This window comes from Nitrobacter sp. NHB1, assembly GCF_036964665.1.
Classification (GTDB): Bacteria; Pseudomonadota; Alphaproteobacteria; order Rhizobiales; family Xanthobacteraceae; genus Nitrobacter.
This window is the reverse complement of sequence record NZ_JBAMDA010000001.1, coordinates 2,354,323-2,377,129: the sequence shown is the minus strand read 5'-3', so window position 1 is coordinate 2,377,129 and position 22,807 is coordinate 2,354,323. Positions and strand designations below refer to the sequence as shown.

Genomic DNA, 22,807 nt, shown 5'->3' with positions numbered 1-22,807 from the left:
GACGGATAACGCGCGCTGCGCATCCGTTGTGGCGGGATCAGGTTCGTGACACGCGAATATGCCAAATATAAGAATCGCCACCATGTTCACGCATTTCGGGCATGATTTATGGTGGAAACAGGCGATGACGATTGGTCTCGCCGATCGGAGCCTATGATATGGCGGACAACCCCTCCGTATTGCCGCGGACCGGTCCGGCCGATGCGCGCAAGCGGCTTCCGCCGGCGGCGCGGCGAGCGCTTGCCGAGGCCGAGGCCCGCCGCGCCGCCGCGCAAACTGATGTCTCTGCCGGACCAAAAGAGGTTCAGGGGCCGAAGGGCCCCGAACCGACGCGGTTCGGCGACTGGGAGCGCAACGGGATTGCATCAGACTTTTAGAGCGCTTGTCGTTTTGATGGAATCGGAATGAGCGCTCTAAATTATTGAATGGTCGCATTTCCTTACGGTGAACCGGTTTCTACTTCACCGGGAAATGCTCTGAGCGCATCGTTTTTCCGCCTCGCTGCCGCTTGCGCGGGCTTGCCGGTTGGTCCGACTCGCTCTATGTTAGGAATATGTACCCATATACCAGAATAAATGCATCGTCAGGGCCGCGCTGGCGCAGCCGATTGTCGCCGGTTCTGCCCTGGATCTTCATTCTGGGGGTGGTGGCGGGCACCATGCTGCCGGTCCGGGACTGGGTGCATTGGCCGGCGGCGGTCGTTAACCAAACGCCGCTGCCGTCCGGGACCGACGTGCGCGCGATCTGGGCCCGCGCCGCCAATTCGGGGGTGCGGCACCCGGTCGATGTGGTCAGGACGATCGACGGCGATACCTTCGAGGCGTTGGTTCATCTGTGGCCCGGTCTCGACATGACGACGCGGGTACGGCTGCGCGGCATCGACGCGGCGGAAATGAAGGCCTCGTGTCCCGAGGAACTGCGGCTGGCGAAAGCCGCGAGCGAGCGGCTGCGCGATCTGCTCGGCGAGGGCACCGTCACGATCTACAATATAGGCCCCGACAAATATCACGGGCGCATCGTCGCCGATGCCGCCACGGCGCGAACGCCCGACGTCTCGGCGGCGATGCTGGCGAGTGGTCATGCCCGCAGCTACCACGGCGGGCATCGTGGAAGCTGGTGCAACAGCGCGAGCCGGTGAATCACCTCGCATAAAAAAAGCCGCGCGAACCGCACGGCTTTTTGCATCGACCGCTCGCAACAATCTACCGCTGCGTCACCACCACCGGCGTTCCGATCGAGACGCGCCGATAGAGGTCGTCGATGTCGTCGTTGTACATGCGGATGCAGCCGTATGACACGAAATGACCGACCGTCTGCGGCCGGTTGGTGCCGTGAATGGCGTATTGTCCGCCGCCGGACAGCGTCATCGCCGCGACGCCCATCGGATTCGCCGGCGAGCCACCGGCGATCACATCCGGAATCCGCGGATTATCGCGCTTCACCTCCGCCGGCGGCGCCCATGCGGGCTCGCGATACTTGCCCTCGATGTGCGTGGCGCCCGCCCATTGCTTGCCGGCCCTGCCGACGCCGACGGGATAGCGGATCGCACGATCGGAATCGACGATCAGGTAAAGCCGGCGCTCCTTCGTCTTCACCACGATCGTTCCCGGCGAATAGTCGCTGCGATAGCTCACCACATCCGGCCGCGCCTCGGCCGATACGATACCGAGCAGGCTCGCTCCGATCGTGGCGGCCAATGCCGCCGCAGCCCTCGTCAACATCCCTTCGCTCCAAAGCTGTACCGCAGCCGGCATCCGTCAAATCCGGGATTCTCCGGACTTGCGAGCCGTTTTCGCCGATGCATTGTTCATCCGGTTCGTTACCCAACCTCTTCCGCCGGGCGCAACGCGCTGCGCGGCGGCGGCATATAAAGAAAATCCCGCAAACAAGGTAAATGACCGGAAAACAATGCCCGGACGCCAAGCCGCCGCCGGCGCGCGGCCTGCGCCTGACAGGCGCGTGAGTTACCCCGCTCGCGCCAGCGCGCCGTCGATCATCGCAACGGCGTTCTGCACGCCATAGACCGCGACGAACGAGCCGAAGCGCGGTCCCTTCTCCTGACCGAGCAGCACCTGATAGAGCATGTTGAACCAGTCGAGCGAGACGCCGGGACGGCCGTCCTTGGCGAGCTTCTTGTGGTTGAGGAAGGGTTCGCGGCGGCCGATCTCATAGACCGCGTTCTGAATGTCTTCGGCCGAGGCGTCTGCGGGCAGTTGCGACAGCACATCGCGCAAGTCTTGCAGCGCGGCGCGCTCGCTCCCGGTCGGCTCGCGGAACTGTTTCGTCGGCGCCACGAAGTCGCGGTAATAGTTGACGGCATAGCCGACCAGCGCATCGAGCTTCGGATGGGTCTGCGGCGTGACGCCGGGCCGGTAGCGGCCGATGAAGCCCCACAGGGTTTCGGCATTCTCCGCGTTCGACGACGACACCAGCGTCAGCAGCAACTGGAACGTGACCGGCATGTCGGCCGCAGGCGGACGGCCGGCATGAATGTGCCAGACCGGGTTGGCGAGCTGCTGCCTGGCGTCCTGACGCGGATAGCCATCGAGGAACTGCTGGTAGTCGTCGACGTTGCGCGGGATCACGTCGAAATGCAGCCGCTTCGCCGCCTTCGGTTCACGATACATGAACAGCGACAGCGATTCCGGCGAGGCATAGCGCAGCCACTCGTCGATGGTGATCCCGTTGCCCTTCGACTTGGAAATCTTCTGGCCCCTGTCATCGAGAAACAGTTCGTAGTTGAACCCCTCCGGCGGCGTGCCGCCGAGCGCGGAACAGATTTTGCCCGACAGCTTGACCGAATCGATCAGGTCCTTGCCGGCCATCTCATAGTCGACGCCGAGCGCGGCCCAGCGCATCGCCCAGTCCGGCTTCCACTGCAGCTTGCAATGTCCCCCGGTGACGGGGACCGTAACCCGCTCCCCGGTTTCGGGGTCGTCGTAAGAGATCGTGCCGGCGCACGCGTCATGCGCTGATATAGGCACCTGCAGCACCACGCCGGTGCGCGGACAGATGGGCAGGAACGGCGAATAACTCGCCGCGCGCTCCTCGCGCAAGGACGGCAGCATGATCGCCATCACCTTGTCGATGTTTTCCAGCACCTTTAGAAGCGTGGCGTCGAAGCGGCCCGAAGTGTAGTAGGCCGTCGAGCTTGCGAACTCGTAGTCGAAACCGAAGGTGTCGAGGAAGGCGCGCAGCCGGGCGTTGTTGTGCTCGCCGAAGCTCGGATGGGTGCCGAAGGGATCGCGCACCCGCGTCAGCGGCTTGCCGAGATCCTGCGCCAGCAGCTCCTTGTTGGGCACGTTGTCCGGCACCTTGCGCAAGCCGTCCATATCGTCGGAAAACGCCAGCAGCCGTGTTTTGATCCTGTCTTCGGTCAGCGCGCGGAAGGCGTGGCGCACCATGGTGGTGCGCGCGACCTCGCCGAAGGTGCCGATATGCGGCAGCCCGGAGGGGCCGTAGCCGGTCTCGAACAGCACCTCGTCCTTCGGCCGCTTCTTCAGGCGCGCGACGATCTGCCTTGCCTGCTCGAACGGCCACGCATTGGATTGCTCGGCGAGCGCGCGCAGATCGCTCGCTGACATCATGTCCGACATCTCAACTCTCCATGACGCGCGGCATCAGGCGCTGCGCCACACCTTGATCTTTATTGATTGAACATGATCCTATTTCGAAAACCGGTCTCTACTTTTCGGGATCATGCTCTAAAACGGACTGACGGAAAAATAGCGCAGCCACAGGTCGGTATAGCGGCCTTTTTCCCAAACTCGGAACAGCGCCCAGTTCAGCGCCTGGCGCAGCACGTCATTGCCCTTTTTCACCGCGATGCCGACGCCTTCGCCGAAATAGCGGCTCTCGACAAAGGGGCCGCCGCTGAACGCGCAGCAACCTTCCGAATCGGTGCCGTTGATCCAGAACGCCAATGAAATGGCGTCGCCAAAAATGAAGTCGACCTCGCCCCGCCGCAGCGCCTGCCGCAGCGTCTCGGCGTTTGGATACGTGTGCAGTTCGGCGTCGGTGAAGAAAGCTTTGAGATAGGCCTCGTGCGCCGACCCCGCGATGACGCCGACCTTCTTGCCCTCGAGATATTCCGGGCGCACCTCGGCCATCACGGCGTCGCGCCGCGACACGAATCGCGCCGGCGTTCGATAGTACGGATCGGTGAAGTCCACCCGCTTGCGTAGCTCCGGCGTGACCGCGAGCGAGGCGATGATGGCATCGCCGCGGTTGCTGGTGAGCGCGTCCACCAGCGTCTCGAAGCGTCGCATCTGAATCGTGCAGGTGACCTTGATCTCCTCGCACAGGGCGCGCGCCAGATCGACATTGAAGCCGGCCGGATTGCCGTCGGGACCGGTGAAGTTGAACGGTGGATAGTCGGTCTCGGTCAGAAAGCGGATTACGGTGAGGCGTGACAGATCGGGGCGGTCCGGGCGGTGGCGCGGATCCCAGAAGCCCGGTACCGCCTGCGGCGCGACGATGGCGGTCTTCGCTGCGGTCTCCGCGCGCGCATCGTCGATCGCTGCTCCCAAAACCAGCATCCAGCCGGCGACCAGCACACAACCCAGCGTGGTCGCGCGGCGGCGGAACAATCTTTCGTTGGAGGAAACGGTAATCTGTGGTTGCATTGGCCGGGGCTTTTCGCACGGAGGGTCTTATAGACCATCCGGAGCGGGACGCGAGTATCGTTTGTTGCGTGGGGGCGTCACTTGGCGGAACTGGACCATGTTGAGGATAGCAAGCGGGTCGAGGGTCGCGGGAGGGCCGCTGCGCCCCGCTGCGACGGGCCTAAGGGGTCGCCGCTCCCGCCGCCGGCCTTTCCCGCGGGCGTTGTTCGCATTCTGCAATCGAGCAACGACAACTGGCTGCGTGACCCGGAGCCGGGCCCGGCGAGCGAACTGGATTGCCTGCGGCACGTTCTCGCTCCGACCCTGCTGCGCGCGGCCGAGGCGCGCGGCCGGGAGGTGGAAATCGGCGCGGATCAGGCGCTGATCCGGTCGGGCGTCATTAACGAAGACACTTACCTGCAAACGCTCTCCCTTCACACAGGTCTTGCGATCGAGACATTCGCAGACGCATCCCGCGCCGATTGCGCCTTGCCCGACCGCCACCTGCCCCGCGCTGCGGAACACGGACTGCTTCCGCTGCGCCGGGATGGGAAGCTGATCTGGGCCATCGCACCGCGCGGTTTCGGCGCGCGACGGCTCTGCCGCCTGACTGCTATGTATCCGTCGTTATGCGACCGGGTCCGTCTGACATCGACGCGAGACCTCAATCAGTTTCTGCTGCGGCGGACCGGCGACGTGCTCGGCCAGTCCGCCGCCAATGCGCTCGGTCGGCGATTCCCGGCCCTGTCGGCCGCGCCGGTTGCCGACGGTTCCCCCCGCGGGCTGCGCGCAATGCGGCGCCGCGCACAGACCGGCGCTCTCGCCGTCATGATGACGCTGACGCCAGCCTCCACCCTGGATATCGGGGGCAGCGTGCTGGCGGTATGGTTTCTCGCATTCATCGGCCTGCGGCTCGCGGCCAGCCTGCGGCCGTTGCGCCCGACGGTGCGACCGCCGCGCACCCCCGACGGCCATCTGCCTGTCTACACCGTGATCGCGGCGCTGTATCGCGAAGCGGCATCGGTCGCACCGCTGATGCAGGCCATCGGCGCCCTGGACTACCCGCGCGAAAAGCTCGACGTCATCATCGTGATCGAGCTCGACGATCTCGAAACCCGCGCCGCCCTTGCGAGGCTCGGCCCGATGCCGCAGGTCCAGGTCCTGCTCGCCCCGGCGATAGGGCCGCGCACCAAGCCGAAGGCGCTCAATTGCGCGCTGCCGTTCGCGCGCGGCAGTTTCACCGCCGTGTTCGATGCCGAAGACCGTCCCGATCCGGGCCAGCTTCGCGCCGCGCTCGACGCCTTTCGCACTCAAGGCACTGACGTGGCCTGCGTTCAGGCCAGCCTCTGCATCGAAAATCAGTCGGACAGCTGGCTCTCGCGCATGTTCGCCGCCGAATATGCCGGACAGTTCGACGTCTTCCTTCCCGGACTCGCATCATTCGGCGTGCCGCTGCCGCTCGGCGGATCGTCGAACCACTTCCGTACCGCGGTCCTTCGCGAGGTGGGCGGCTGGGATGCCTACAACGTCACCGAGGACGCCGACCTCGGCTTTCGGCTGGCGCGCTTCGGCTACCGCTCGACCACCTTCGTATCGACAACGTTCGAGGAGGCGCCGGTGCGTTTCGGCGGATGGTTGCGCCAGCGCTCGCGCTGGATGAAGGGGTGGATGCAGACCTGGAGCGTGCACATGCGCCGGCCCTGGCGGCTGTGGTGGGAAGCGGGTGCGAAGGGGTTTTTGACACTGAACGCCGTCGTCGGCGGCAATGTGCTAACGGCGCTGGCCTTTCCTGTTCTCGTCGTCAATGTGGCGTTCGATGCGATGGCCCGTTTTGGCATGACCGACTGGTTTGCTGCGAACCCGGTCACACCGCTGCATTGGACCACGATCGCCGCCGGTTTCGTCTCGACGATCGTGGTCGCTCTGATGGGCCTGGCGCGGCGCGGGCAGTTGCGGCAGGGCTGGATCCTGGCGCTGACGCCGGTCTATTGGGCCTGTCTTTCGATCGCGGCGTGGCGCGCACTGTATCAACTGCTGAGCGAACCATACCGATGGGAGAAGACCGAGCACGGCCTTTCCTCGCAAATCCGATCGAACGCCGCTTCGCAAACGCCCGCCTCCCGCGCCATGGCCACGCCACGGCGGCAGCGCTACAGATAGCGCTTGAGATCGGCGGCGGCCGCTTCGGGCGTGCGTTTGAGATTGAACGGCGAGACGAAGTGGCCATCGCGATCCATCAGATAGATCAGCGCCGTATGATCCATCGAGTAACTTCCATCCTGCAGCGGAATCTTTTTGGCGAAGACCCGATATTCGGACAGCATCTTCGTGACCGCCGCCTGATCGCCGGTCAAGCCTTTCAGGTGCGGATCGAAGCTGGAGAGATACTCCTTCATCGTGGCCTGCGTATCGCGCTCCGGATCGACCGTCACGAAATAGGCGTTGACGCGGTCGGCATCCTTGCCCATCGCCCGCAGCACCTGCGACATCTCGAACAGCGAGGTCGGGCAGACGTCGGGACAATGGGTGTAGCCGAAGAAGACGATCGTCGGGCGGCCCACCAGACTCTTTTCGGTGACGGTCTGGCCGGTCTGGTCGGTCAGTTGGAACGGGCCGCCGATCGAAGCCACCGCCGGTTTGCTGGTCAGCCCGCCGAGCAGCCACAGCACCACCGTGAGGCCGACGGCCAGGCTGCCGGCGAAGGCCGCAAACACAATCAGCGGGCGGGTGGCTTTATTTGTCATCGGATGTCCTTATAACTTACGCATATCCTGATCGCAAAACCGGTATCCGCTTTTGCGGAATACGCGTTAGAAGCAGGCGGCGATGCCGGAGGCAAGCATCTCGAAGAACACGGCGGTTCCGTAGTGCGCCCAGAGCGCCAGCGCTCCGAGCAGCAACGCCGCGCCGGCGGCCGCGCTGCCTGCTACGATCGTCGAGGCGATTCCCTGTTGTGAGGTCGCCAGTTGCGCCGAGCGCTGCATGGTTCCCGCGGGTTCCCGTGAATATTCAACGTCGCCAACGGTCAGCGGGCGCAATCGCGTCCTGCCGCCTCGGCTGGTTGCAGATAAGGCCAGTCGCGCCCTCAAGGCAAGCCGCAACCGTCTGCGATCACGGTGTGATGAATGGGCAATGCTGCCTGGAGCGGGATGAGGAAAAATGTGTAGCGGTTTTCCGCCCGCAGATTTTGATTTGACGCGCTTTCTTCACGCGAACCGGTGCCCACTTCGCTCGAAAACGCTCTAGAATATTGGAATCGATCACGTTCATGACTTTGGATCGATTCGATCCAAAATCATCATGATCCGGGTCAGCGCGCCGAAGACGCCCGCGCGTCGAGGTAGCATGGACGGTACATGGCAGTGAGCTGACGGCCGCGCAGGAAGATCATGTGCCGCGTCAAACCGCCGCGCTGTTTGATCCAGCGCCGGATTGCGGAAGGGTACATCAGATACAGCATGTGGGTCGCTTGGGAGTTGGTCACGGCCCGGCCGTCGGATCCGATATCCCACGCGGCATGAAATCCGAGAGCGGCATGGGAGGTCACGCAAATCCTGTCGTGTGGAACCGCGCCGAGAACGATGGTGCAGGCCGATGCGCACAGACCATCGATGATGACGGACTGGCCGGTGTCACGAAGGTTCTGGTATTTATCGACGTAGGTTCCGATCCGGCCACCCCGATCCTCGCCGATCCGGACCACGGCCTGGCTTGCAGCGACATGTCCCAGCACGAGTAGCGCTGCAAGCAATCCCGTCACGACCCTCATCGTCTGCCCCGGTGTCGATCCCGAATTTGCAGGGACCTTTGTGCGATGTCTAAGGTCTGTAGCCTCCGGCGAGATCGGCATTTTGTCCAGATGGCCGCGATCTCTCGAATCAGATTCAAATCCAGTGTTGCCGACGCGCTGCACTTCCTGGATGGATTAACCGCCGGACAGCGGATGTATGGTTAATTTCCCCATCTTGGAACCTGAGCTTGGGAACCTGATCGGCTTTGCCGCATCCATATCTGCTGAAGGTGGAGTATCCTTAAGATCGGGAGTGAGGCGCGCATGCAACAGGTTCAGTCCCGGCCGGCCGCCGGCCCGTGCGATGACGATGATGAACTGATTCGCCGCGCCCGCGTGCGTGACGAAAGCGCGATCCGCGCCATTATGCAGGCGAACAATCGCAAGCTCTACCGGATCGCCCGCGGCATCCTGCGCAACGACAGCGAGGCCGAGGATGTCGTGCAGGAAACCTACGTTCGTGCCTTCACGCATCTCGATAGCTTTCGTGGCGATTCCCGTCTTGCAACCTGGCTGGCGCGCATCGCCATGAACGAGGCGCTTGGCCGGCTGCGGCGCCAGCGCCCGAGCGTTGACTGGACTACGCTGGAGGAGTCCGGGGCGTCGAACGCCCGTATCATCCGGTTCCCCGTTTCCGCCTTCGTCGATGATCCGGAAAAAACCATGGCCCAGCGCGAAATCCAGCATATCGTCGAGCACGCGGTTGATGAACTGCCCGAGGCGTTCCGCATCGTCTTCATCACGCGCGTGATCGAGGGCATGAACGTGGAGGAAACGGCTGAGATCCTCGACCTCAAGCCGGAAACCGTGAAGACGAGGCTACATCGCGCCCGCACGATGTTGCGCGCCAACGTGGAAAAGAAGATCGGCCCGGTCGTGATGGAGGCCTTTCCTTTCGCTGGCAAACGCTGCGCACGTCTGACCGACGCGGTGCTCGGTCGGCTCGGTCTGACCAAATAATTCCGGAACCTGTTGCGTCGCGCCGCATCCAATCCTGTGTGTCTTCAAACAAAGCGCCCGGCGATTTTCGAATCGCGGCGTCACAGGAGTATCAAAAATGCTTGTTCGACTGAGCGCGGCGATCGCCGCTGCAGTGCTACTGACCGGCGTCGCCTTCGCGCAGGATGCGAAACTTACCGATCCGCAGATTGCGCATATCGCCTACACTGCCGGCGTCATCGATATCACAGCGGCGAAGCAGGCGCTGAAGAAATCCGAGAACAAGGACGTGAAGGCCTTCGCCGCCGATATGGTGCGCGATCACGAGGCGGTGAACGAGAAGGCGCTCGCACTGGTCAAGAAGCTCAAGGTCATCCCCGAAGACAACGCCACCAGCCGCACGCTGTCCAAGAACGCCGCGGCCGAGCTCGAGAAGCTGTCGAAGCTGAAGGGCGCGGCGTTCGACAAGGCCTACGTCGACAACGAGGTCGCTTATCACAAGGCAGTCGATAACGCACTCGAAACCCAGCTCATTCCGTCGGCCAGTAATCCTGAGCTGAAGAGCCTGCTGCAGACGGCGCTGAAGATCTTCGAGGGCCACGAGCAGCACGCCGAACACGTCGCGGCCGAGCTGAAGTAAGGAGCGTTCCATGAAGCGGGGCGGACATGTCCTGATCGTTGCAGTCTTGAGGACAGCAGTCTTGGGGATCGCAGTCCTGGGGATCGCAGCTTTGGGAATATCCGTCCCGGCCCGTGCGGCGACGGTTCAAATCTCGATACACGATCTTGTTTACGCGCCGGCAGAGACGACCGCCAAGGTCGGCGACACCGTCGAATGGGTCAACAACGACGTCTTCGTGCATAGCGCGACGGCACGAAACGGCGACTGGGACGTCGAATTGCCGCCGCAGAAGACTGTGACATTGGTGTTGAAGAAGCCGGGGGTGGTCGACTATTATTGCCGCTACCATCCCAACATGAAGGGCAGGCTGACAATCGCGCCATAGCGCGTTTCAGGTTTGATACGCGCGGTCAGGTGGGTTGCGTGCGCCGCAACGCCATCGCCAGGCAGATGGCGACGCCGGCCTGCCAGACCGGATAGAGCATCGACAGCAGATCGAGGTTCAGCGCGTTGTCCAGCGCGAGCAGCGTGCCGGCACTGGTGCCGATCACCAGCATCGGCAGCCACGCCAGCGGATCGAGTGGGCCGGCCGGCAGCAGGCTGATGCCGAGCGCCAGGATGCCGGAGCCGACGAACCCCCCGGCCAGACCGGACAGAACATTTCTCACGGCGTTTTCGGAATCGGACATCTGTCCGTCGATCCAGATTGCCGCGTTGACCGCACAGACGAAGGCGAGCACCGTCACCACGGCTCCGGCCAGCGCCGCCCACCGCGGATTGTCCGAGTCGATCAGGATCAGAACGAGGACGAGGATCGCGAACGGCACCGCCAGAAGCGCAATCCGCAAATCGCCCGGCGAACCATTGATCTGGTCGATCAGCGGCTGGATCAGCGGCGTCACAATGCCGGTTCCGACGCCCGCGGCACCGGTCTTGAGGAGGCCGTTACGGCTGCTGTCATGCGGCGCGGCCATCCCGGTCAAGAGCCCTCCTGGTCTGTCTCAAGCGGCGAAGCTGGAGCGGGCGAAGGGAATCGAACCCTCGTATGCAGCTTGGGAAGCTGCCGTTCTACCATTGAACTACGCCCGCATATTCATGAATGAAATCAGACTATTGTAAGAAATTTCAGTCTGATTTTCTTTTCGCATCGTTGTGTCATCGTGATGTCGGTAGGCTGATTGCCTGCCCGCGACTTTATACTGATATTCCAAGGCCGATCCAGTCCGCGCCAGTCCGTACCACGGATTTACCATGTGATCGGAAAGAAGCCGCTCCGCCGATCTCATCGCTTGTTATTCGCACCCCCTCCGACATGTTGAGCGCAATGCCTGTGTGAAGAGTGGGACTTCGACGGATTGGTCCCCGCCCGGAAGGTGGTCCGCAAACATAGGGTGCCAATCGCTTTGGCATCGCAGGGCAGGACAGAAAGCGACTGCCCAATGAATACCCGTCTCAAACGTAGCTCCGCCTCGGCGGCAGACGCAGCGTGCGCCACTGACCCAGCCAAAGTCGCCGAACAAGCCGACGTTAAATTGGTCTCCGTAAGGACGCTGATGCTGAGGCCAAGTTTCAGTCGCGGCGTCGAGGAGTGGAGTGCGCCCCTTGGGCCGAACAAAGATCACGCCGAAGAATTTGACAACGACCGCCTGGGTATTACGAGAACAAGGCTCCGGTACGAGGTCAATGTTCGAAGCAGCGCTTCGGAAATCCGGCATCAAACTTTCCGATCTTCGGATTGCGCTGGAACTTCCATCCAACGAAGCCGTGCGCGCCGCTGTCGAAACAGGCGACTGCGCCATCGCGATTTCAGACCTTGTCGTGAAGCCCTCGCTGACCGCTAGAACGCTTCACCGCGTCAAGATTGACCTACCGCAGCGACCGTTCTTCATGTTGCGGCACAAGGAGCGATATGCGAGCCACGCGGAGAAGGCCTTGCTTGCCTCCTACGGAGTATAAATTGGAGGGCACCTCAAACAATAACGTTTTTGTCGTTGGATCTTCCGCTGCTATGGCGTGACGCTTGTTTTCACTGTTGATTTTTCGGGGGAGCGGTTGCGTTTACGCGATCTGCGTCCGATTTTATGCGTACTGGGCAGACGGCTCCCTCATGCGGTGTCCGATGGTCTTCGGATCTATCCACGGTAACGATCCGTTGCGGTCGTGCGCAGACTTCCGATAGCCATGAAAAGATCGAAGAGAGGGACCCCGGCAACGGGGGCTATGTCGCCTTTTTGGCCAAGCTCCTCGGCAGAGTTCAGCTCTCGACTCATTCCACTGAGTGGCTAGTTGTCGAATGTACCGGCAAATGTTGCGCCACCAGCGGGCCACGGTTGGGGTGACGTCTATTGTTGATGTGATTGAGGATTCCTCCGAAAATCGTAAACCCGAACACGGCAATGACGAAAGCCGTCACACCGATAGCCTGCACCCGATTTTTTGGTCGCGCCAAGGCGATGAGTTGCTCACCGGTGGTCGGAAACAACAAGGCGGCAGAATTCGAAGATGACCATCCTGAATATTTTGCCCAGATTCGGTCCTCATGCCGCCCCCACAGATGGATCACCATGATGATTGCAGCGAGACAGAGCAGTGCGCTCGGCACCCAGATAATGAAACCACCGGTCGTCTCGTCCGTGAGCGGGCTGATGCCGAAGAACCGTCCGGCCGTGCCATACGCCGAATAGAGGATTTCGGTCTTTGTTGTCAGGTATGCGCCAACCGCGATATGCGAGAGTGACACGATCCACAGCATCATGAGGCGACTACCGTAGCCTGCCCCTGCCGGGAGAGGGCGAAAATCGAAGATGAAACTCCAGAACAGGAGTGCAGCGCCGAACGTCGTCACGTTCAACGCCATTTCGGTAAGTGAGTTTGTGGCAGCCGCGTTTTGAAATGGAGGATAGAGCCACACATACAGGACCCCGATGGACAACGCCGTCGCGGCCCCGTTCCACCGCCAGGAATCGGCTCGCAGTTCGGTATCATCGACCTCGAAAGGAGATGCGTTACTTCGCGATTCTCCAGATAGGCCGGCGATGAGTGCCGTCCTGGGTATCGCGAACACGATCAGGATAGGGGCTACAACGCCGAGCAGCAAATCCTGTAGCTGTCGCGCCAAAAAGAGTTGCCGTGCCAGCGTGCCCAGCGGCGCCTCCAATGCCAACAGCACCGTTCCAATGCCGACAGCAAAAGCAGCGTGACGCCAATGCCGCTGCGGGATGGTCGATGTGGCACCACGTGCTACTCCGATAGCGTAGATAGCGCAGACCAACGCAGCCGCAACAATGATGGCCGGATCGAACGTCCGGCCATGCCGAACGATGCCTTCGCGTGTGAACTGTATCCAACTCCATTCAGCCAGCAATCCTAGGATCATTGCAATTGCGCACAGCCACAAAGTCGGCTTGCGAAGAAAAAACGATAATCGGCGTTTTTGAGGAGGACAGTCGACGACGCTGGACAATGGGCTGGACAATGGCATGTGCTCGCGCTGGTGATTGCAGTCCCCGAACGGGGTCGTAAACCCTGAGCGTGGGTGAAGCAATGCAAATGCGGGCTAGCAGGGCAATAACACGGCTTTTTGATCCCCACGTTCATTAGGGCTTTGTACTGATTGGCCCGTCCCTTTACGAGGTGAAGATGTTCTACTCCGCTCCTTAAATGGATCGACAGGTACGGTCCCGTACCGACCGGACGCGTCGAACGCTGACTGAATCGGCTGCGGCGGATAACATGGTAGTTCACATTGTGCAGGAGATGTTCATGTCAAATCTGATGGGCTCGCAGAGACCGGATTCGTGGTGCGCGGTGCGCAACACGATCTGTAGAATATTTGCTGCGGGTCTGTTAGCGGCCCTGCTGGTCACCGGGTCCGAGGCAAAAGCCTGGAACTCGACCGATATGACCGGCGTTCTTCCCTCGCTTGATTTTACGATGACGCGCGCATCGGACGGCAAAACGGTCACGTCGGCTGACTTCAAGGGCAAGGTCGTTCTGCTCTATTTCGGATATACATCTTGTCCAGATGTCTGCCCGACCACGCTGCTTGACATCGGCACCATGCTCAAGACGCTCGGAAAGGACGGGGATGGTGTGCAGGTATTGTTTGTCACCGTAGACCCCAACCGCGACACACTGCCCATACTGAAAAGCTACACTACCGCGTTCGCGCCACAGGTCGTTGGTTTGCGTGGCACGCCCGATCAACTCGCCATCCTCGCCAAGCGCTATCGTGTGGCCTACTCGGTGCAGCCCGCAAGCAATGGTAATCCCCCCGAGGTCACCCATGGTTCTGCGGTTTATGTGTTCGACCGCAATGGCGCGATCAGACTCTTGTTTACGGGCCTCGCGGTACCGAATGCCAATCTCACCGGCATGACCGCCGATCTGCGACAACTGGTATCGGAGTCCGGCCATTTGAGCCTGTGGCAGTGGATCGAGAATAAGATCTGATCCGCCGCGTTATCCGCCGGGCCCTTTTACCGGGAAGTCGGCGCTTATCATTTGGCCGTCAGCGAATTTCAAAATAACGGGCACGGCGCTACCGACGGTGACTGTGCTTTGTGGGTTCATGCACATCAGGTGATAGCTTCCGGGGGTAAAGCTCAGAGTGCCATGCGCGGGCACCGTGACGCTTTTGACCGGCAGCATCTTCTCGGCCCCACCCACATCCTTGCTCTGATGTAGCATCATCATGCCGCAGCCGGTGGAGGACGCACCGGTCAATTCGATGTTCTGGTCGGTATCGTTACGCAAGGTGAAATAGCCGCTGGCCGGCCGATCCTTGATGATGAACCTCAGCCACGGCTTATCGATGGTGATACCGCCCGCGACGGCCGCCGTGCTCCCCGCAATGACAAGACCGGCGAGCGCGACCACGCCAAAAACAATCGTGTTATTACCCCGTCCACGGGCTGGCATTAATTGTAGGATCGATCTCTTTGGCGTCATTGGCGAAATTCCTTTCTTCCGACAACCGCATGGCATTCAAGACCAACAAGAGCGCGATCACACTCATCATCGCCGGCGGGATCCAGGTAATCAGACCTCCAATGGTCTGGTCGTAATGTGCTCCAAGATTTGGATAGATCCGCCCACAGAGATCGTAGAACGAATAAAGATCATGCGGATTGAACACGATGATCGCACCACCGAGAATTTGCGGGAACATGACCGCCACGGCCAGCGCGGCCCGGCCGCCGAACGATACCCGCGCCGGCGGCGATGGACGCGGATCGAGCACCAGGCACCAGAACAGGATGCCGTCGATGACCATTGTCCAGTTCATCAGCGCAAAAAGACGGGGGTCGATCATGGCGTGGAAGTGGATCGAGGGAATGAGCCAGAAAAAGAATGAACCGACGAACAGGACCGCCGCCAATATCGGCTGCTGAAGAATATAAACGATACTGATTGGGATTTTGTGCTCGACCACACGTCGCAGTGATGCCGGCATACCCCGTTTGATTTCAGCACCTGGCCAGCTCAGGGCAATCAGCAAGGGCCCGAGATGGTGCATGACGACGTGCTGAATACGGTTGAAAAAGAATTGATGTTCGGCCAGGTACTCGAAGTGGGTTTCGAGCACCGCATAGATGACGAGCATTCCGGTGAAGAAAGATATTCGCCGTAGGAGAGAGGGACGCTCATTAGCTGTTATCGAAGTAATGCCGCGGATGTACCAATAGATCGTCAGCCACACCGACAGGAATTCGAACCAGGAAAACTCCCAGGGCGCCCATAGCGGCAGGAGCGGCGCATGTGTCCGGGCAAGCCACCACAGGGAGAGCGCAGCGATTGCGATAGCGCAATATACCGCGCCGTACGCCCTGACTACTGCACTCGAAACGATAGTGGATGGACTATGGTTTTCGGCCTGAGCCATGAGCTGATGGTTAGCGTTTTTGCGATCTTCGTGCAAGATTGGGGTAAGGTCGGAGGCGTTTTCCCTGCTCTGGTCATTAAATTGTGATGAGTAGGCAAATTGAGCCAACAACGCCGAATGTGCATCGCTCCGCAATTTCAGCGGGTATTCTCCATTTCGTACGATGGACCGCGTCGAGTTGATAGGGACGAGACCGATAGGTCATTGCGGTAGAAGACTGGGCAAATCCGCAGAAGGCGAGGACTTGCTAGGCAAACTTTTCGAAGCGAATGGACAAGCGCTGCGTGCGAACACCAAGCTGACCGGTGCAAAATATCATGATGATGGTTTGATAAGATCAGCTTTATCAACCTGTATCCTTTCTTGCCTGCGCACAGCTACGAGGACTGATCTACCGCGTAGCGGTTGCCACGGGCGCGGTTAGTGCTCGCCGATCCTTGACGTAGGCGATGACGACGCCAAGACGTTTCACGGTGCCGACCACCTTGCCGTCAAGAGCGCGGTCACAATTCATATGGGTGGGCGCGATGAAAAATTGCGACTGATCCCAGCGCGGCGTGAAGCGCAACCGCGGCAGCGTGACCGTCTTCTCGAATGAGAGGCGGATTCCGCACACCGCCACCGAATAGACCGGTACCGGCCCGCGGCCCGCACCGACAGGATCAGTAGCCCGAACATAGGTTTCCAGCTCATGGATCGCCTCGGGCATGCTGTCGAACCAGTAGTCGAGGACATAGCGCCGCGACACGCCTTGGAGCCCTCCCACCAGCGGGTTGTAGAACAAGTATTCGTAAGGATGGAGTTCGACCAGCGTCAATGCGTTCCAGAGGAAGCATGCGCTCATCGCTGCGAGCGCTCCGAAAGCCATCACGCGGCTGCGCCCCGAGAGTGTCGTCGCCGCCACATCGAGACCGACGCCCGCGAGCACCGCCAGCGCTGGGATCACGAACAGGAAATGACGCAATCCGGTAAACGCCGGGCCATCGCAGATCACCTGGCAGGCTAGTGGAAAAATTACCGTCAGCCCGATCAGGATGATGTCTCTTTGCAGAGCTTGCGTCCGGCCCGCAACCAAGCGCGGTAACAGCGCGAAAGCCAAACCCAGCACCGCGCCGAACAGTGTCAGCAGCGGCACCCGAATCAGAATGTAGGTCGGAACATAGAGCCGCGGCACATGCGCCATCTCGTAGATGTTGCCGTCGAGGACGGTTCGGATGGGATAATGAAATTCCGAGAATGCGAGCAGGCCCCGGATTGGATTCAGCGGCGCCAATGCCGCCCAGGGCCATGCCAGGATCATGATGGCGTACGCAAGGAACAGCGCCGGGATCAGGCGTAGCGAAGATTCAACGACGAAATGCCAGCGCGCGCGACCCTGATTTAGCCATGGCCGCGGCAGGTAAAGAGCGATTGCGAAGCCGATATAGATGACAAGCAGCAGACCTAGGACCCGCATGCCGAGCGCCGCCCCAGTCAGCAGTCCGAAGGCAACGATGTCGCCGACGCGAGGTCTGGGCAGCGAGCGCGCAAGGCGGATCAGGAACAGCGTCGCGCCCATCATCGCCGCGGCAAACGGGATGTCCTTTGTGTGATTGAACATAGCGCCGTACCAGACGCCGCAGACACTCAAGGCGATTGCGGCGATCAGGCCGGCGCGCGGCCCTGCAATCAGTCGCGCAGTTGCTGCAGCGGCTCCGATCCCAGCGACGCCGATCAGTGCGCATAGAATATGGCGGAGTTCATACGGATCGATCGGGAGCAGGTGGCTGAGGCCGACTGCGATGATATCGAACAGCCCGCCATAGAGGTAAAGGTTGTCGAAGCCAAATACGCGCTGATCATGGAAGCCGCTGCCATAGTAGCGGAGAATCAATTCGCCGTAGTGATGTTGCACTGGTTCGTCGTTAGAGATCGCGTACTCTTTGAAGGTCAAGAGCGCGAGCACCACCAGCGCGGCGATGAGGACCGCGGTAGCGATATCACAGGCTTCAAGGCGGCTGGCCCACCTCAAGGACAAGACACGCGTGCGGCTGGAGAGGCAAGCCTCGGCCGGCTTCATTTCGGTTGCGTTGTCGATCATACCATCGGGGTGGGTCGTGAGGGCAAGGCGCCGATCAACCTTTCAGCGCTTTTTGACAATCTTGTAATCCTCGATAGATGCCGCTGCAAGGAATCCTGTCGGCTCCGAAACCGATACGAAGCTCGTTGAAGCGGCGCCGAGATCTAGTCGGAAGGACGGCTCAGCTCTCGATCCGCGGATTCTGATTGTCTCCGGGCAACGGTAGTCGTGATCGCGGCGTCCTCTTCAGGACGGGAGTCGGTATGATCCGTTGAGAGCAGATGGCGGCGATATTCGCGTTCGATTAGGCCAAAACAATCGCAGCACAGCTTCGTTAGTCCAACAGCGTCCTCCACCGTCACCCAGCCTCGCTTGGTTGAGATCATCCCTGTTTTCTGGAGGACTTCGAGACACTCGGTCACGCTGGCGCGCCGGACGCCGAGTAGTTCTGCCAGCATCACATGCGTGAGCGGCATCTCGTCCTTGCCCAGAGCATTGCGAGCAACAAGCAGCCAGCGGGCAAGCCTCTGCTTGACACCATGGTAGGCATTGCAAGCCCCCGATTGCGAGGTCTGCACCAGAACGGCGGCCAGGTATCGTTCCACGACTGAACGCAAGTGCGGGAGATCGTCGAGAATTTTCGAGAAATCACCTGTCCTGATCCGTAGCGCTTCGCCGCTCACCTGGACGGTTCTACGGTGCAGAGGTACAGTCTTAGGCGCAAGCAAGACCGGCGCACCAACCAATCCTTCTGACCCGATCAACCAGACCTCAACGAATTCTTCGTGACCTACGCGCGCTGCGACTGACACGAGTCCGCTTTCGACGAAGTAGACATGCTCCATCGGCAGTCTGTAATGATGAAGAACCTGATGTGGCCGAAGCGAAATACGCTCGCAAAGCCCGACAATGCGGGAGAGCTCGTCGCCCGGAATGAGACGAAGCAGCTTGTTCCGAACCTCTGTCACCGTTTGCGCTTTCGGTTGCCGTGCCCAGTGATAATGGGCGTAAGCATTAGCGACAAAGCGTAGAGTTTGTTGCGCGCTCAGGCAAGGCTTGCCTGGACATAAATCGGCAGCATCCAGTCACAACACGCTCGTCTGGTTGTCAGAGCACCGCTTGCATCGAACTAAAAGTATGAGAATGCTAGAGTATAAAAGACTGCAGTCATGTGCGATTGCGAATGCTGGATCGCCAAGTACGCTAACGTACAATCGGTGGTGGCGATCCGAGTTCATGTTTGGCGAGCCAAGCCTGAACGCCTCATGATGTCCGCCCTGTTCGCAATCGCCAACAAGAACGGGCCGTGCAAGAGCGGCAAGGCCCTTCTTGACGGCTGCCCTTGGGCTGGTAGGTGAAACGCGGCTCAGATTATATATTCGAGACGAAGAGGTGCTCGAAGCTTAAGGTAATGCTCAGGATGACCCTTAGCGAAACAGGCACCATGGATAAACGGGAATTTCGTGCAGCTGCCTCGCTTGCGGCCGTTTTTTCGGTAAGGCTTCTCGGCCTATTCATGATCTACCCAGTGTTTGCTGTTTATGCGCGCGATCTTTCAGGGGCAACAGCCTACAAGATCGGGCTGGCGCTCGGCATCTACGGCTTGAGCCAGGGGCTCCTGCAGATACCCTTCGGTATTCTGTCCGATAAGATCGGCCGCAAGATCCTAATCGTGTTGGGACTCACGGTGTTCGGCATTGGTAGTGCGGTCGCAGCTGTCTCAAGCTCAATCGACGGCGTGATTATCGGACGAGTGCTGCAAGGTTCAGGTGCGGTTGGTTCAGTCATTCTGGCGCTGGTGGCAGACCTTACCTCAGAAGAAAACCGGACCAAGGCGATGGCGATGGTGGGTATCACCATCGGAACCTCATTCATGATTGCTCTGGTCGTGGGACCCATCGTCGCCGGCCTTGCCGGTATCGCTGGGATCTTCTGGCTGATGGCAGGATTGGCCCTGCTCGGTATAGGCATCACCCTATTCATCGTGCCAAGTCCGAGCCGTCTGAGTCTGCATCGCGATGCCGGGACGGTGCCGGCTATGCTGGGATCCGTGCTGAAAAACACGGAACTGCTCCGCCTTGATTTTGGTATCTTCGCCTTGCACGCCATGCTGACGGCGAGTTTCCTCGTCGTGCCGGGACTCCTGCATGAAGGGCTCAACGTAACGAGCCGCAGCCAGTGGATCGTCTATTTGCCGGTCCTGCTTCTGTCCATCATAGTGATGGTCCCAGCGATCATCGTCGCCGAAAAATACCGGTGCATGAAAGCTGTGTTCGTAAGCGCCGTGGGGACGCTCGCAGCCAGTCAGATCATGCTCGTTTTCAGCGGCCGCGATGTCTATGTTCAGCTCGCGGCGATTACGATCTTTTTTGCTGGCTTCAACATCATGGAGGCGAGTCTGCCTTCTCTCATCACCAAGACCGCGCCACCCGACGCCAAGGGTACGGCGGCGGGAGTGTATTCGAGTTCGCAATTCTTGGGAATTTTCGTAGGTGGCGCCGCAGGCGGCTGGATGCACCAGAATGCCGGCAACGCTGGCGTATTCATATTATCAGCCGTCCTTGCGCTTCTATGGCTCGCTGCCGCGGTGACGATGGCGCGTCCTCGCTATCTGACAACGCATCTCGTGCGGATCTCTGACGCCCAAGCTGCAAGCGCAGAGAGCCTTGCTGGCAAGCTGCGTCAAATGCCAGGCGTGGCCGACGCCGTTGTGATCGCTGAGGAAAAGCTTGCCTATCTCAAAGTCGATCCCAAATTTTTCGATGCGGCGAAGGTGGAAGAACTTACCAGCGCGGCTTAGCTCTCCATTTGTCGGCGAGCTTCGGCGCGATGCTGGCGGCGCGGACGGCGTTATGGTGCGCGTTCACCAAGCTTCATCGCGAGATGCTGAAGATCGCGCCGCTGATAAGGTCTGCCGGAGATCGATGAGCACACCCGGCGTCGGCGCCGTGGTCGCCCTGACCTATCGCTCGGCGGTGGACGACCCGACGCGGTTTGGAAAATCCAGTACGGTCGGAGTCTACTTCGGGTTGACCCCCAAGAAATATCAATCAGGCGAAACCGGCTGGGACGGCGGCGTTAGCACGGTCGGCGACGCCATGGTGCGAACAGCGCTCTTGGAAGCGGCGCACATCATGCTGACACGAGCGACGCGCTTCTCGAGCCCCAAGCGTTGGGCGCTCGACGTGGCGCAGCGTCGCAGCATGAAGCGTGCCAATGTCGCGCTCGCACGCAAGCTCGGTGGGTTCGGGCAACTTCGACTGTCGATCGGAGCAGGTTGCGGGCAAGGACGCCTTCCAAGGCACGAGCCTCGGCTTGCTAACCGCGACCCAGAACAGAAGTGGCGCGTGCTGCAGGATGGCCGACATGTTGTTCATAATCTTCTTTTGAAAGCACGCCGCCGAGGGGTGTGTTGAAGGTCGCTGCGATCCCTGCTCCTGCCCCTGCCGACAGCAGGGTAATTTTCTGCCAGTTCGACAGCCGTATCACTTGCGCGGATGCGGAGCCCAGTGCCGAGCCGATCTGGATGATCGGACCTTCGCGACCGACCGCAGCGCCGCTGCCGATCGATAGCGATGAGGCTAGCGCCTTGACGATCGCCACCTTGCCGCGGATGTTGGGGATGCCGCTATCATCTGGCTTATAATTCATGAACGTTGTTCAATGGTGTTGGCGACGAAAATCATACTCGGGAAGCCGCAAGGTGTCGATCATCTCCCGGCCGATGGCAACCTTTGCCAGTCCGGGAATCGCAAATGCCCTTATCACTTGATTACGAAAACAGAGGCCCCATCGGGTCTTCGGTGCAAGGGCGCCGGCGAACCGTTCGGCGCCTCGCTGCTTCATTTCAATGAACTGGCGCAAGCGCGCTTCATATTTGTCGAAGGCTTGCTGATATCGCCCACCCGCTTGCGCAAGCTCCCCCGCCAGCACGTAGGCCGAGATCATCGCCAATGCAGAACCTTGTCCGGCCAGCAGGGAGACGCAGAAGGCAGCATCCCCAATAAGGGCGATGCGCCCCTTTGACCAGTTGCTCATCCTGATCTGACTGACGCGGTCGAAATAAAGCTCGGTTGTGCGGTCCAATTCTTTCAGAATCGACGGACATTCCCACCCACAGGCAGCATATGTTCGGTGTAAGGTGTTCTTCTGCTGGTCAAGCGTGGAAGGTAACGAATCGTCGTTAGCTGAAAAAACAAACAAGAACAACGTGCAGTCATCGCGCAACGTAAAGCGCCCAACCATCCTTCCCGGTTGCCCGTACATCAGATACACGTCTTCGTCGCGCGGACGGTAGCTCCGGACCTCGAACGCGGCGACGATGTAACCAAGGTCTTTCTCGAACTGCTGCATCGGACCAAAGGCAAGCTTGCGAACGGTCGAGTGCAGGCCATCGGCGCCGATCACAAGGTCAAACTGACGTTCGCCGGAATGCTTCAATTGAACCCCCACGCAGTCGGGCTGCTCGTTAAGGCCGACAATCTCGTCGTCGAAAATAACTTCTGCGCTGGCTTTGATTTTTTCGAATAGCAAACGCGAAAGCTCGCTGCGGGGCAGCGTCACGTAGCGCCCACCGGCCAACTCCGTGACGAGCTCGGTCCCAAAACCCGCCGCGCGCCGACCGCGATCGTTGACGATTCGCATTTCCCGCACGTTGTAGCCAACGCGATTGATCTCGGTGACCATCCCCATGCGCTCAGAAATGTCGAGGCCAAGCCCCCAGAAGTCGATTACATAGCCGCCGCTGCGCAGCGCTGGCGCGCGCTCAATTAGCGTCGGCTCGAAGCCGGCTGCTTTCAGCCAGAAGCCGAGCGTTGGTCCGGCGATGCCGGCTCCCGAAATTAGGACTGTTTTCATTGCAGAAGGCCCATTTGACCTGGGATCACGTTCGGCTTCTAAGTCCGAGCTG

23 protein-coding genes, 1 tRNA gene and 1 pseudogene are annotated in these 22,807 nt (G+C 60.3%); 10 read left to right on the top strand and 15 right to left on the bottom strand.

Annotation, left to right across the window (positions count from 1 at the left end; translation table 11 throughout):
• The first annotated feature begins 158 nt into the window (after positions 1-158).
• Both V4R08_RS11055 and V4R08_RS11050 read left to right on the top strand, forming a co-directional pair.
• Complete coding sequence (locus V4R08_RS11055; RefSeq protein WP_335579399.1) at positions 159-377, top strand: DUF1674 domain-containing protein; 219 nt, start codon at positions 159-161, stop codon at positions 375-377.
• A 176-nt stretch (positions 378-553) separates the two neighbouring features.
• Positions 554-1,138 (top strand): thermonuclease family protein, encoded by a 585-nt coding sequence (locus V4R08_RS11050; RefSeq protein ID WP_335579398.1) that lies wholly within the window; start codon positions 554-556, stop codon positions 1,136-1,138.
• A gap of 64 nt (positions 1,139-1,202) precedes the next feature.
• Here the strand turns inward: V4R08_RS11050 and V4R08_RS11045 are convergent, their stop codons facing one another.
• The 3 genes from V4R08_RS11045 to V4R08_RS11035 form a co-directional block, all read right to left on the bottom strand.
• Positions 1,203-1,721, bottom strand: coding sequence for a L,D-transpeptidase (locus V4R08_RS11045; RefSeq protein ID WP_335579397.1), 519 nt, complete (start codon positions 1,719-1,721; stop codon positions 1,203-1,205).
• 243 nt (positions 1,722-1,964) lie between these two features.
• Positions 1,965-3,596, bottom strand: a complete 1,632-nt coding sequence (locus tag V4R08_RS11040) for a lysine--tRNA ligase (protein ID WP_335579396.1) — start codon at positions 3,594-3,596, stop codon at positions 1,965-1,967.
• A 108-nt stretch (positions 3,597-3,704) separates the two neighbouring features.
• Entirely contained in the window at positions 3,705-4,625 is a 921-nt protein-coding gene (locus V4R08_RS11035) for an ABC transporter substrate-binding protein (protein ID WP_335579395.1), read from the bottom strand.
• Between the two features lie 81 nt (positions 4,626-4,706).
• Here V4R08_RS11035 and V4R08_RS11030 point away from each other — a divergent pair, with 81 nt between their 5' ends.
• Complete coding sequence (locus V4R08_RS11030; RefSeq protein WP_335579394.1) at positions 4,707-6,764, top strand: glycosyltransferase family 2 protein; 2,058 nt, start codon at positions 4,707-4,709, stop codon at positions 6,762-6,764.
• On the opposite strand, the gene V4R08_RS11025 is transcribed toward V4R08_RS11030, so the two are convergent.
• The 3 genes from V4R08_RS11025 to V4R08_RS11015 form a co-directional block, all read right to left on the bottom strand.
• Positions 6,755-7,348 carry an SCO family protein gene (locus V4R08_RS11025; protein WP_335579393.1) on the bottom strand — a complete coding sequence of 198 codons (594 nt, stop codon included), beginning with the start codon at positions 7,346-7,348 and terminating at the stop codon, positions 6,755-6,757. The genes V4R08_RS11030 and V4R08_RS11025 overlap by 10 nt on opposite strands.
• Positions 7,349-7,414: 66 nt before the next feature.
• The gene (locus V4R08_RS11020; RefSeq protein ID WP_335579392.1) at positions 7,415-7,588 is read right to left on the bottom strand and encodes a hypothetical protein; all 174 of its coding nucleotides are present in this window, start codon (positions 7,586-7,588) and stop codon (positions 7,415-7,417) included.
• A 326-nt stretch (positions 7,589-7,914) separates the two neighbouring features.
• A complete protein-coding gene (locus V4R08_RS11015; protein WP_335579391.1) occupies positions 7,915-8,373 on the bottom strand; it encodes a hypothetical protein in 459 nt (152 codons plus the stop codon).
• A gap of 285 nt (positions 8,374-8,658) precedes the next feature.
• On the opposite strand from V4R08_RS11015, the gene V4R08_RS11010 reads away from it, so the two are divergent.
• The 3 genes from V4R08_RS11010 (at position 8,659) to V4R08_RS11000 (ending at position 10,340) form a co-directional block, all read left to right on the top strand.
• Positions 8,659-9,354: an RNA polymerase sigma factor gene (locus tag V4R08_RS11010; protein WP_335579390.1), complete on the top strand. Its 696-nt coding sequence runs from the start codon at positions 8,659-8,661 to the stop codon at positions 9,352-9,354.
• A 97-nt stretch (positions 9,355-9,451) separates the two neighbouring features.
• Positions 9,452-9,973 carry a DUF4142 domain-containing protein gene (locus tag V4R08_RS11005; protein WP_335579389.1) on the top strand — a complete coding sequence of 174 codons (522 nt, stop codon included), beginning with the start codon at positions 9,452-9,454 and terminating at the stop codon, positions 9,971-9,973.
• 10 nt (positions 9,974-9,983) lie between these two features.
• A complete protein-coding gene (locus V4R08_RS11000; RefSeq protein ID WP_335579387.1) occupies positions 9,984-10,340 on the top strand; it encodes a cupredoxin domain-containing protein in 357 nt (118 codons plus the stop codon).
• Between the two features lie 25 nt (positions 10,341-10,365).
• Here the strand turns inward: V4R08_RS11000 and V4R08_RS10995 are convergent, their stop codons facing one another.
• The gene (locus tag V4R08_RS10995) at positions 10,366-10,938 is read right to left on the bottom strand and encodes a hypothetical protein (RefSeq protein ID WP_335579386.1); all 573 of its coding nucleotides are present in this window, start codon (positions 10,936-10,938) and stop codon (positions 10,366-10,368) included.
• A gap of 32 nt (positions 10,939-10,970) precedes the next feature.
• Positions 10,971-11,044 (bottom strand) — tRNA-Gly (locus tag V4R08_RS10990).
• 504 nt (positions 11,045-11,548) lie between these two features.
• Here V4R08_RS10990 and V4R08_RS10985 point away from each other — a divergent pair.
• Positions 11,549-11,911 (top strand): LysR substrate-binding domain-containing protein, encoded by a 363-nt coding sequence (locus V4R08_RS10985; protein WP_335579385.1) that lies wholly within the window; start codon positions 11,549-11,551, stop codon positions 11,909-11,911.
• 310 nt (positions 11,912-12,221) lie between these two features.
• On the opposite strand, the gene V4R08_RS10980 is transcribed toward V4R08_RS10985, so the two are convergent.
• Positions 12,222-13,430, bottom strand: a complete 1,209-nt coding sequence (locus tag V4R08_RS10980) for a cytochrome c oxidase assembly protein (RefSeq protein ID WP_335579384.1) — start codon at positions 13,428-13,430, stop codon at positions 12,222-12,224.
• A gap of 287 nt (positions 13,431-13,717) precedes the next feature.
• Here V4R08_RS10980 and V4R08_RS10975 point away from each other — a divergent pair, with 287 nt between their 5' ends.
• Positions 13,718-14,407, top strand: a complete 690-nt coding sequence (locus V4R08_RS10975) for an SCO family protein (protein ID WP_335579383.1) — start codon at positions 13,718-13,720, stop codon at positions 14,405-14,407.
• A gap of 9 nt (positions 14,408-14,416) precedes the next feature.
• Here the strand turns inward: V4R08_RS10975 and V4R08_RS10970 are convergent, their stop codons facing one another.
• The 4 genes from V4R08_RS10970 to V4R08_RS10955 all read right to left on the bottom strand — a co-directional run bounded on the left by V4R08_RS10970 (position 14,417) and on the right by V4R08_RS10955 (position 18,866).
• Complete coding sequence (locus V4R08_RS10970) at positions 14,417-14,833, bottom strand: copper chaperone PCu(A)C (RefSeq protein WP_335579382.1); 417 nt, start codon at positions 14,831-14,833, stop codon at positions 14,417-14,419.
• 19 nt (positions 14,834-14,852) lie between these two features.
• Positions 14,853-15,974 (bottom strand): cytochrome c oxidase assembly protein, encoded by a 1,122-nt coding sequence (locus tag V4R08_RS10965; protein ID WP_335579381.1) that lies wholly within the window; start codon positions 15,972-15,974, stop codon positions 14,853-14,855.
• A gap of 256 nt (positions 15,975-16,230) precedes the next feature.
• The gene (locus V4R08_RS10960) at positions 16,231-17,919 is read right to left on the bottom strand and encodes a glycosyltransferase family 39 protein (protein WP_335579380.1); all 1,689 of its coding nucleotides are present in this window, start codon (positions 17,917-17,919) and stop codon (positions 16,231-16,233) included.
• 143 nt (positions 17,920-18,062) lie between these two features.
• The gene (locus V4R08_RS10955) at positions 18,063-18,866 is read right to left on the bottom strand and encodes a Crp/Fnr family transcriptional regulator (protein WP_335579379.1); all 804 of its coding nucleotides are present in this window, start codon (positions 18,864-18,866) and stop codon (positions 18,063-18,065) included.
• A gap of 452 nt (positions 18,867-19,318) precedes the next feature.
• Here V4R08_RS10955 and V4R08_RS10950 point away from each other — a divergent pair, with 452 nt between their 5' ends.
• Positions 19,319-20,698: an MFS transporter gene (locus tag V4R08_RS10950; protein ID WP_335579378.1), complete on the top strand. Its 1,380-nt coding sequence runs from the start codon at positions 19,319-19,321 to the stop codon at positions 20,696-20,698.
• A gap of 29 nt (positions 20,699-20,727) precedes the next feature.
• A pseudogene (locus V4R08_RS10945) lies at positions 20,728-21,137 on the top strand (transposase); the annotation flags it as partial.
• Between the two features lie 79 nt (positions 21,138-21,216).
• Here V4R08_RS10945 and V4R08_RS10940 read toward each other — a convergent pair.
• Positions 21,217-21,549, bottom strand: a complete 333-nt coding sequence (locus V4R08_RS10940) for a chloride channel protein (protein ID WP_335579377.1) — start codon at positions 21,547-21,549, stop codon at positions 21,217-21,219.
• Between the two features lie 9 nt (positions 21,550-21,558).
• The gene (locus tag V4R08_RS10935) at positions 21,559-22,755 is read right to left on the bottom strand and encodes an FAD-binding domain (protein WP_335579376.1); all 1,197 of its coding nucleotides are present in this window, start codon (positions 22,753-22,755) and stop codon (positions 21,559-21,561) included.
• Positions 22,756-22,807 lie beyond the last annotated feature (52 nt).

Excerpts from the sequence above, each read along its gene's own strand:
- V4R08_RS11005 (WP_335579389.1), top strand. The coding sequence starts at position 9,452 with ATGCTTGTTCGACTGAGCGCGGCGATCGCCGCTGCAGTGCTACTGACC.
- V4R08_RS11025 (WP_335579393.1), bottom strand. The coding sequence starts at position 7,348 with ATGACAAATAAAGCCACCCGCCCGCTGATTGTGTTTGCGGCCTTCGCC.
- V4R08_RS11015 (WP_335579391.1), bottom strand. The coding sequence starts at position 8,373 with ATGAGGGTCGTGACGGGATTGCTTGCAGCGCTACTCGTGCTGGGACAT.
- V4R08_RS10960 (WP_335579380.1), bottom strand. The coding sequence starts at position 17,919 with ATGATCGACAACGCAACCGAAATGAAGCCGGCCGAGGCTTGCCTCTCC.
- V4R08_RS10940 (WP_335579377.1), bottom strand. The coding sequence starts at position 21,549 with ATGAATTATAAGCCAGATGATAGCGGCATCCCCAACATCCGCGGCAAG.
- V4R08_RS11020 (WP_335579392.1), bottom strand. The coding sequence starts at position 7,588 with ATGCAGCGCTCGGCGCAACTGGCGACCTCACAACAGGGAATCGCCTCG.
- V4R08_RS10950 (WP_335579378.1), top strand. The coding sequence starts at position 19,319 with ATGACCCTTAGCGAAACAGGCACCATGGATAAACGGGAATTTCGTGCA.
- V4R08_RS11010 (WP_335579390.1), top strand. The coding sequence starts at position 8,659 with ATGCAACAGGTTCAGTCCCGGCCGGCCGCCGGCCCGTGCGATGACGAT.
- V4R08_RS10935 (WP_335579376.1), bottom strand. The coding sequence starts at position 22,755 with ATGAAAACAGTCCTAATTTCGGGAGCCGGCATCGCCGGACCAACGCTC.
- V4R08_RS10975 (WP_335579383.1), top strand. The coding sequence starts at position 13,718 with ATGTCAAATCTGATGGGCTCGCAGAGACCGGATTCGTGGTGCGCGGTG.
- V4R08_RS11055 (WP_335579399.1), top strand. The coding sequence starts at position 159 with ATGGCGGACAACCCCTCCGTATTGCCGCGGACCGGTCCGGCCGATGCG.
- V4R08_RS11040 (WP_335579396.1), bottom strand. The coding sequence starts at position 3,596 with ATGTCGGACATGATGTCAGCGAGCGATCTGCGCGCGCTCGCCGAGCAA.
- V4R08_RS11045 (WP_335579397.1), bottom strand. The coding sequence starts at position 1,721 with ATGTTGACGAGGGCTGCGGCGGCATTGGCCGCCACGATCGGAGCGAGC.
- V4R08_RS11035 (WP_335579395.1), bottom strand. The coding sequence starts at position 4,625 with ATGCAACCACAGATTACCGTTTCCTCCAACGAAAGATTGTTCCGCCGC.
- V4R08_RS11000 (WP_335579387.1), top strand. The coding sequence starts at position 9,984 with ATGAAGCGGGGCGGACATGTCCTGATCGTTGCAGTCTTGAGGACAGCA.
- V4R08_RS11050 (WP_335579398.1), top strand. The coding sequence starts at position 554 with ATGTACCCATATACCAGAATAAATGCATCGTCAGGGCCGCGCTGGCGC.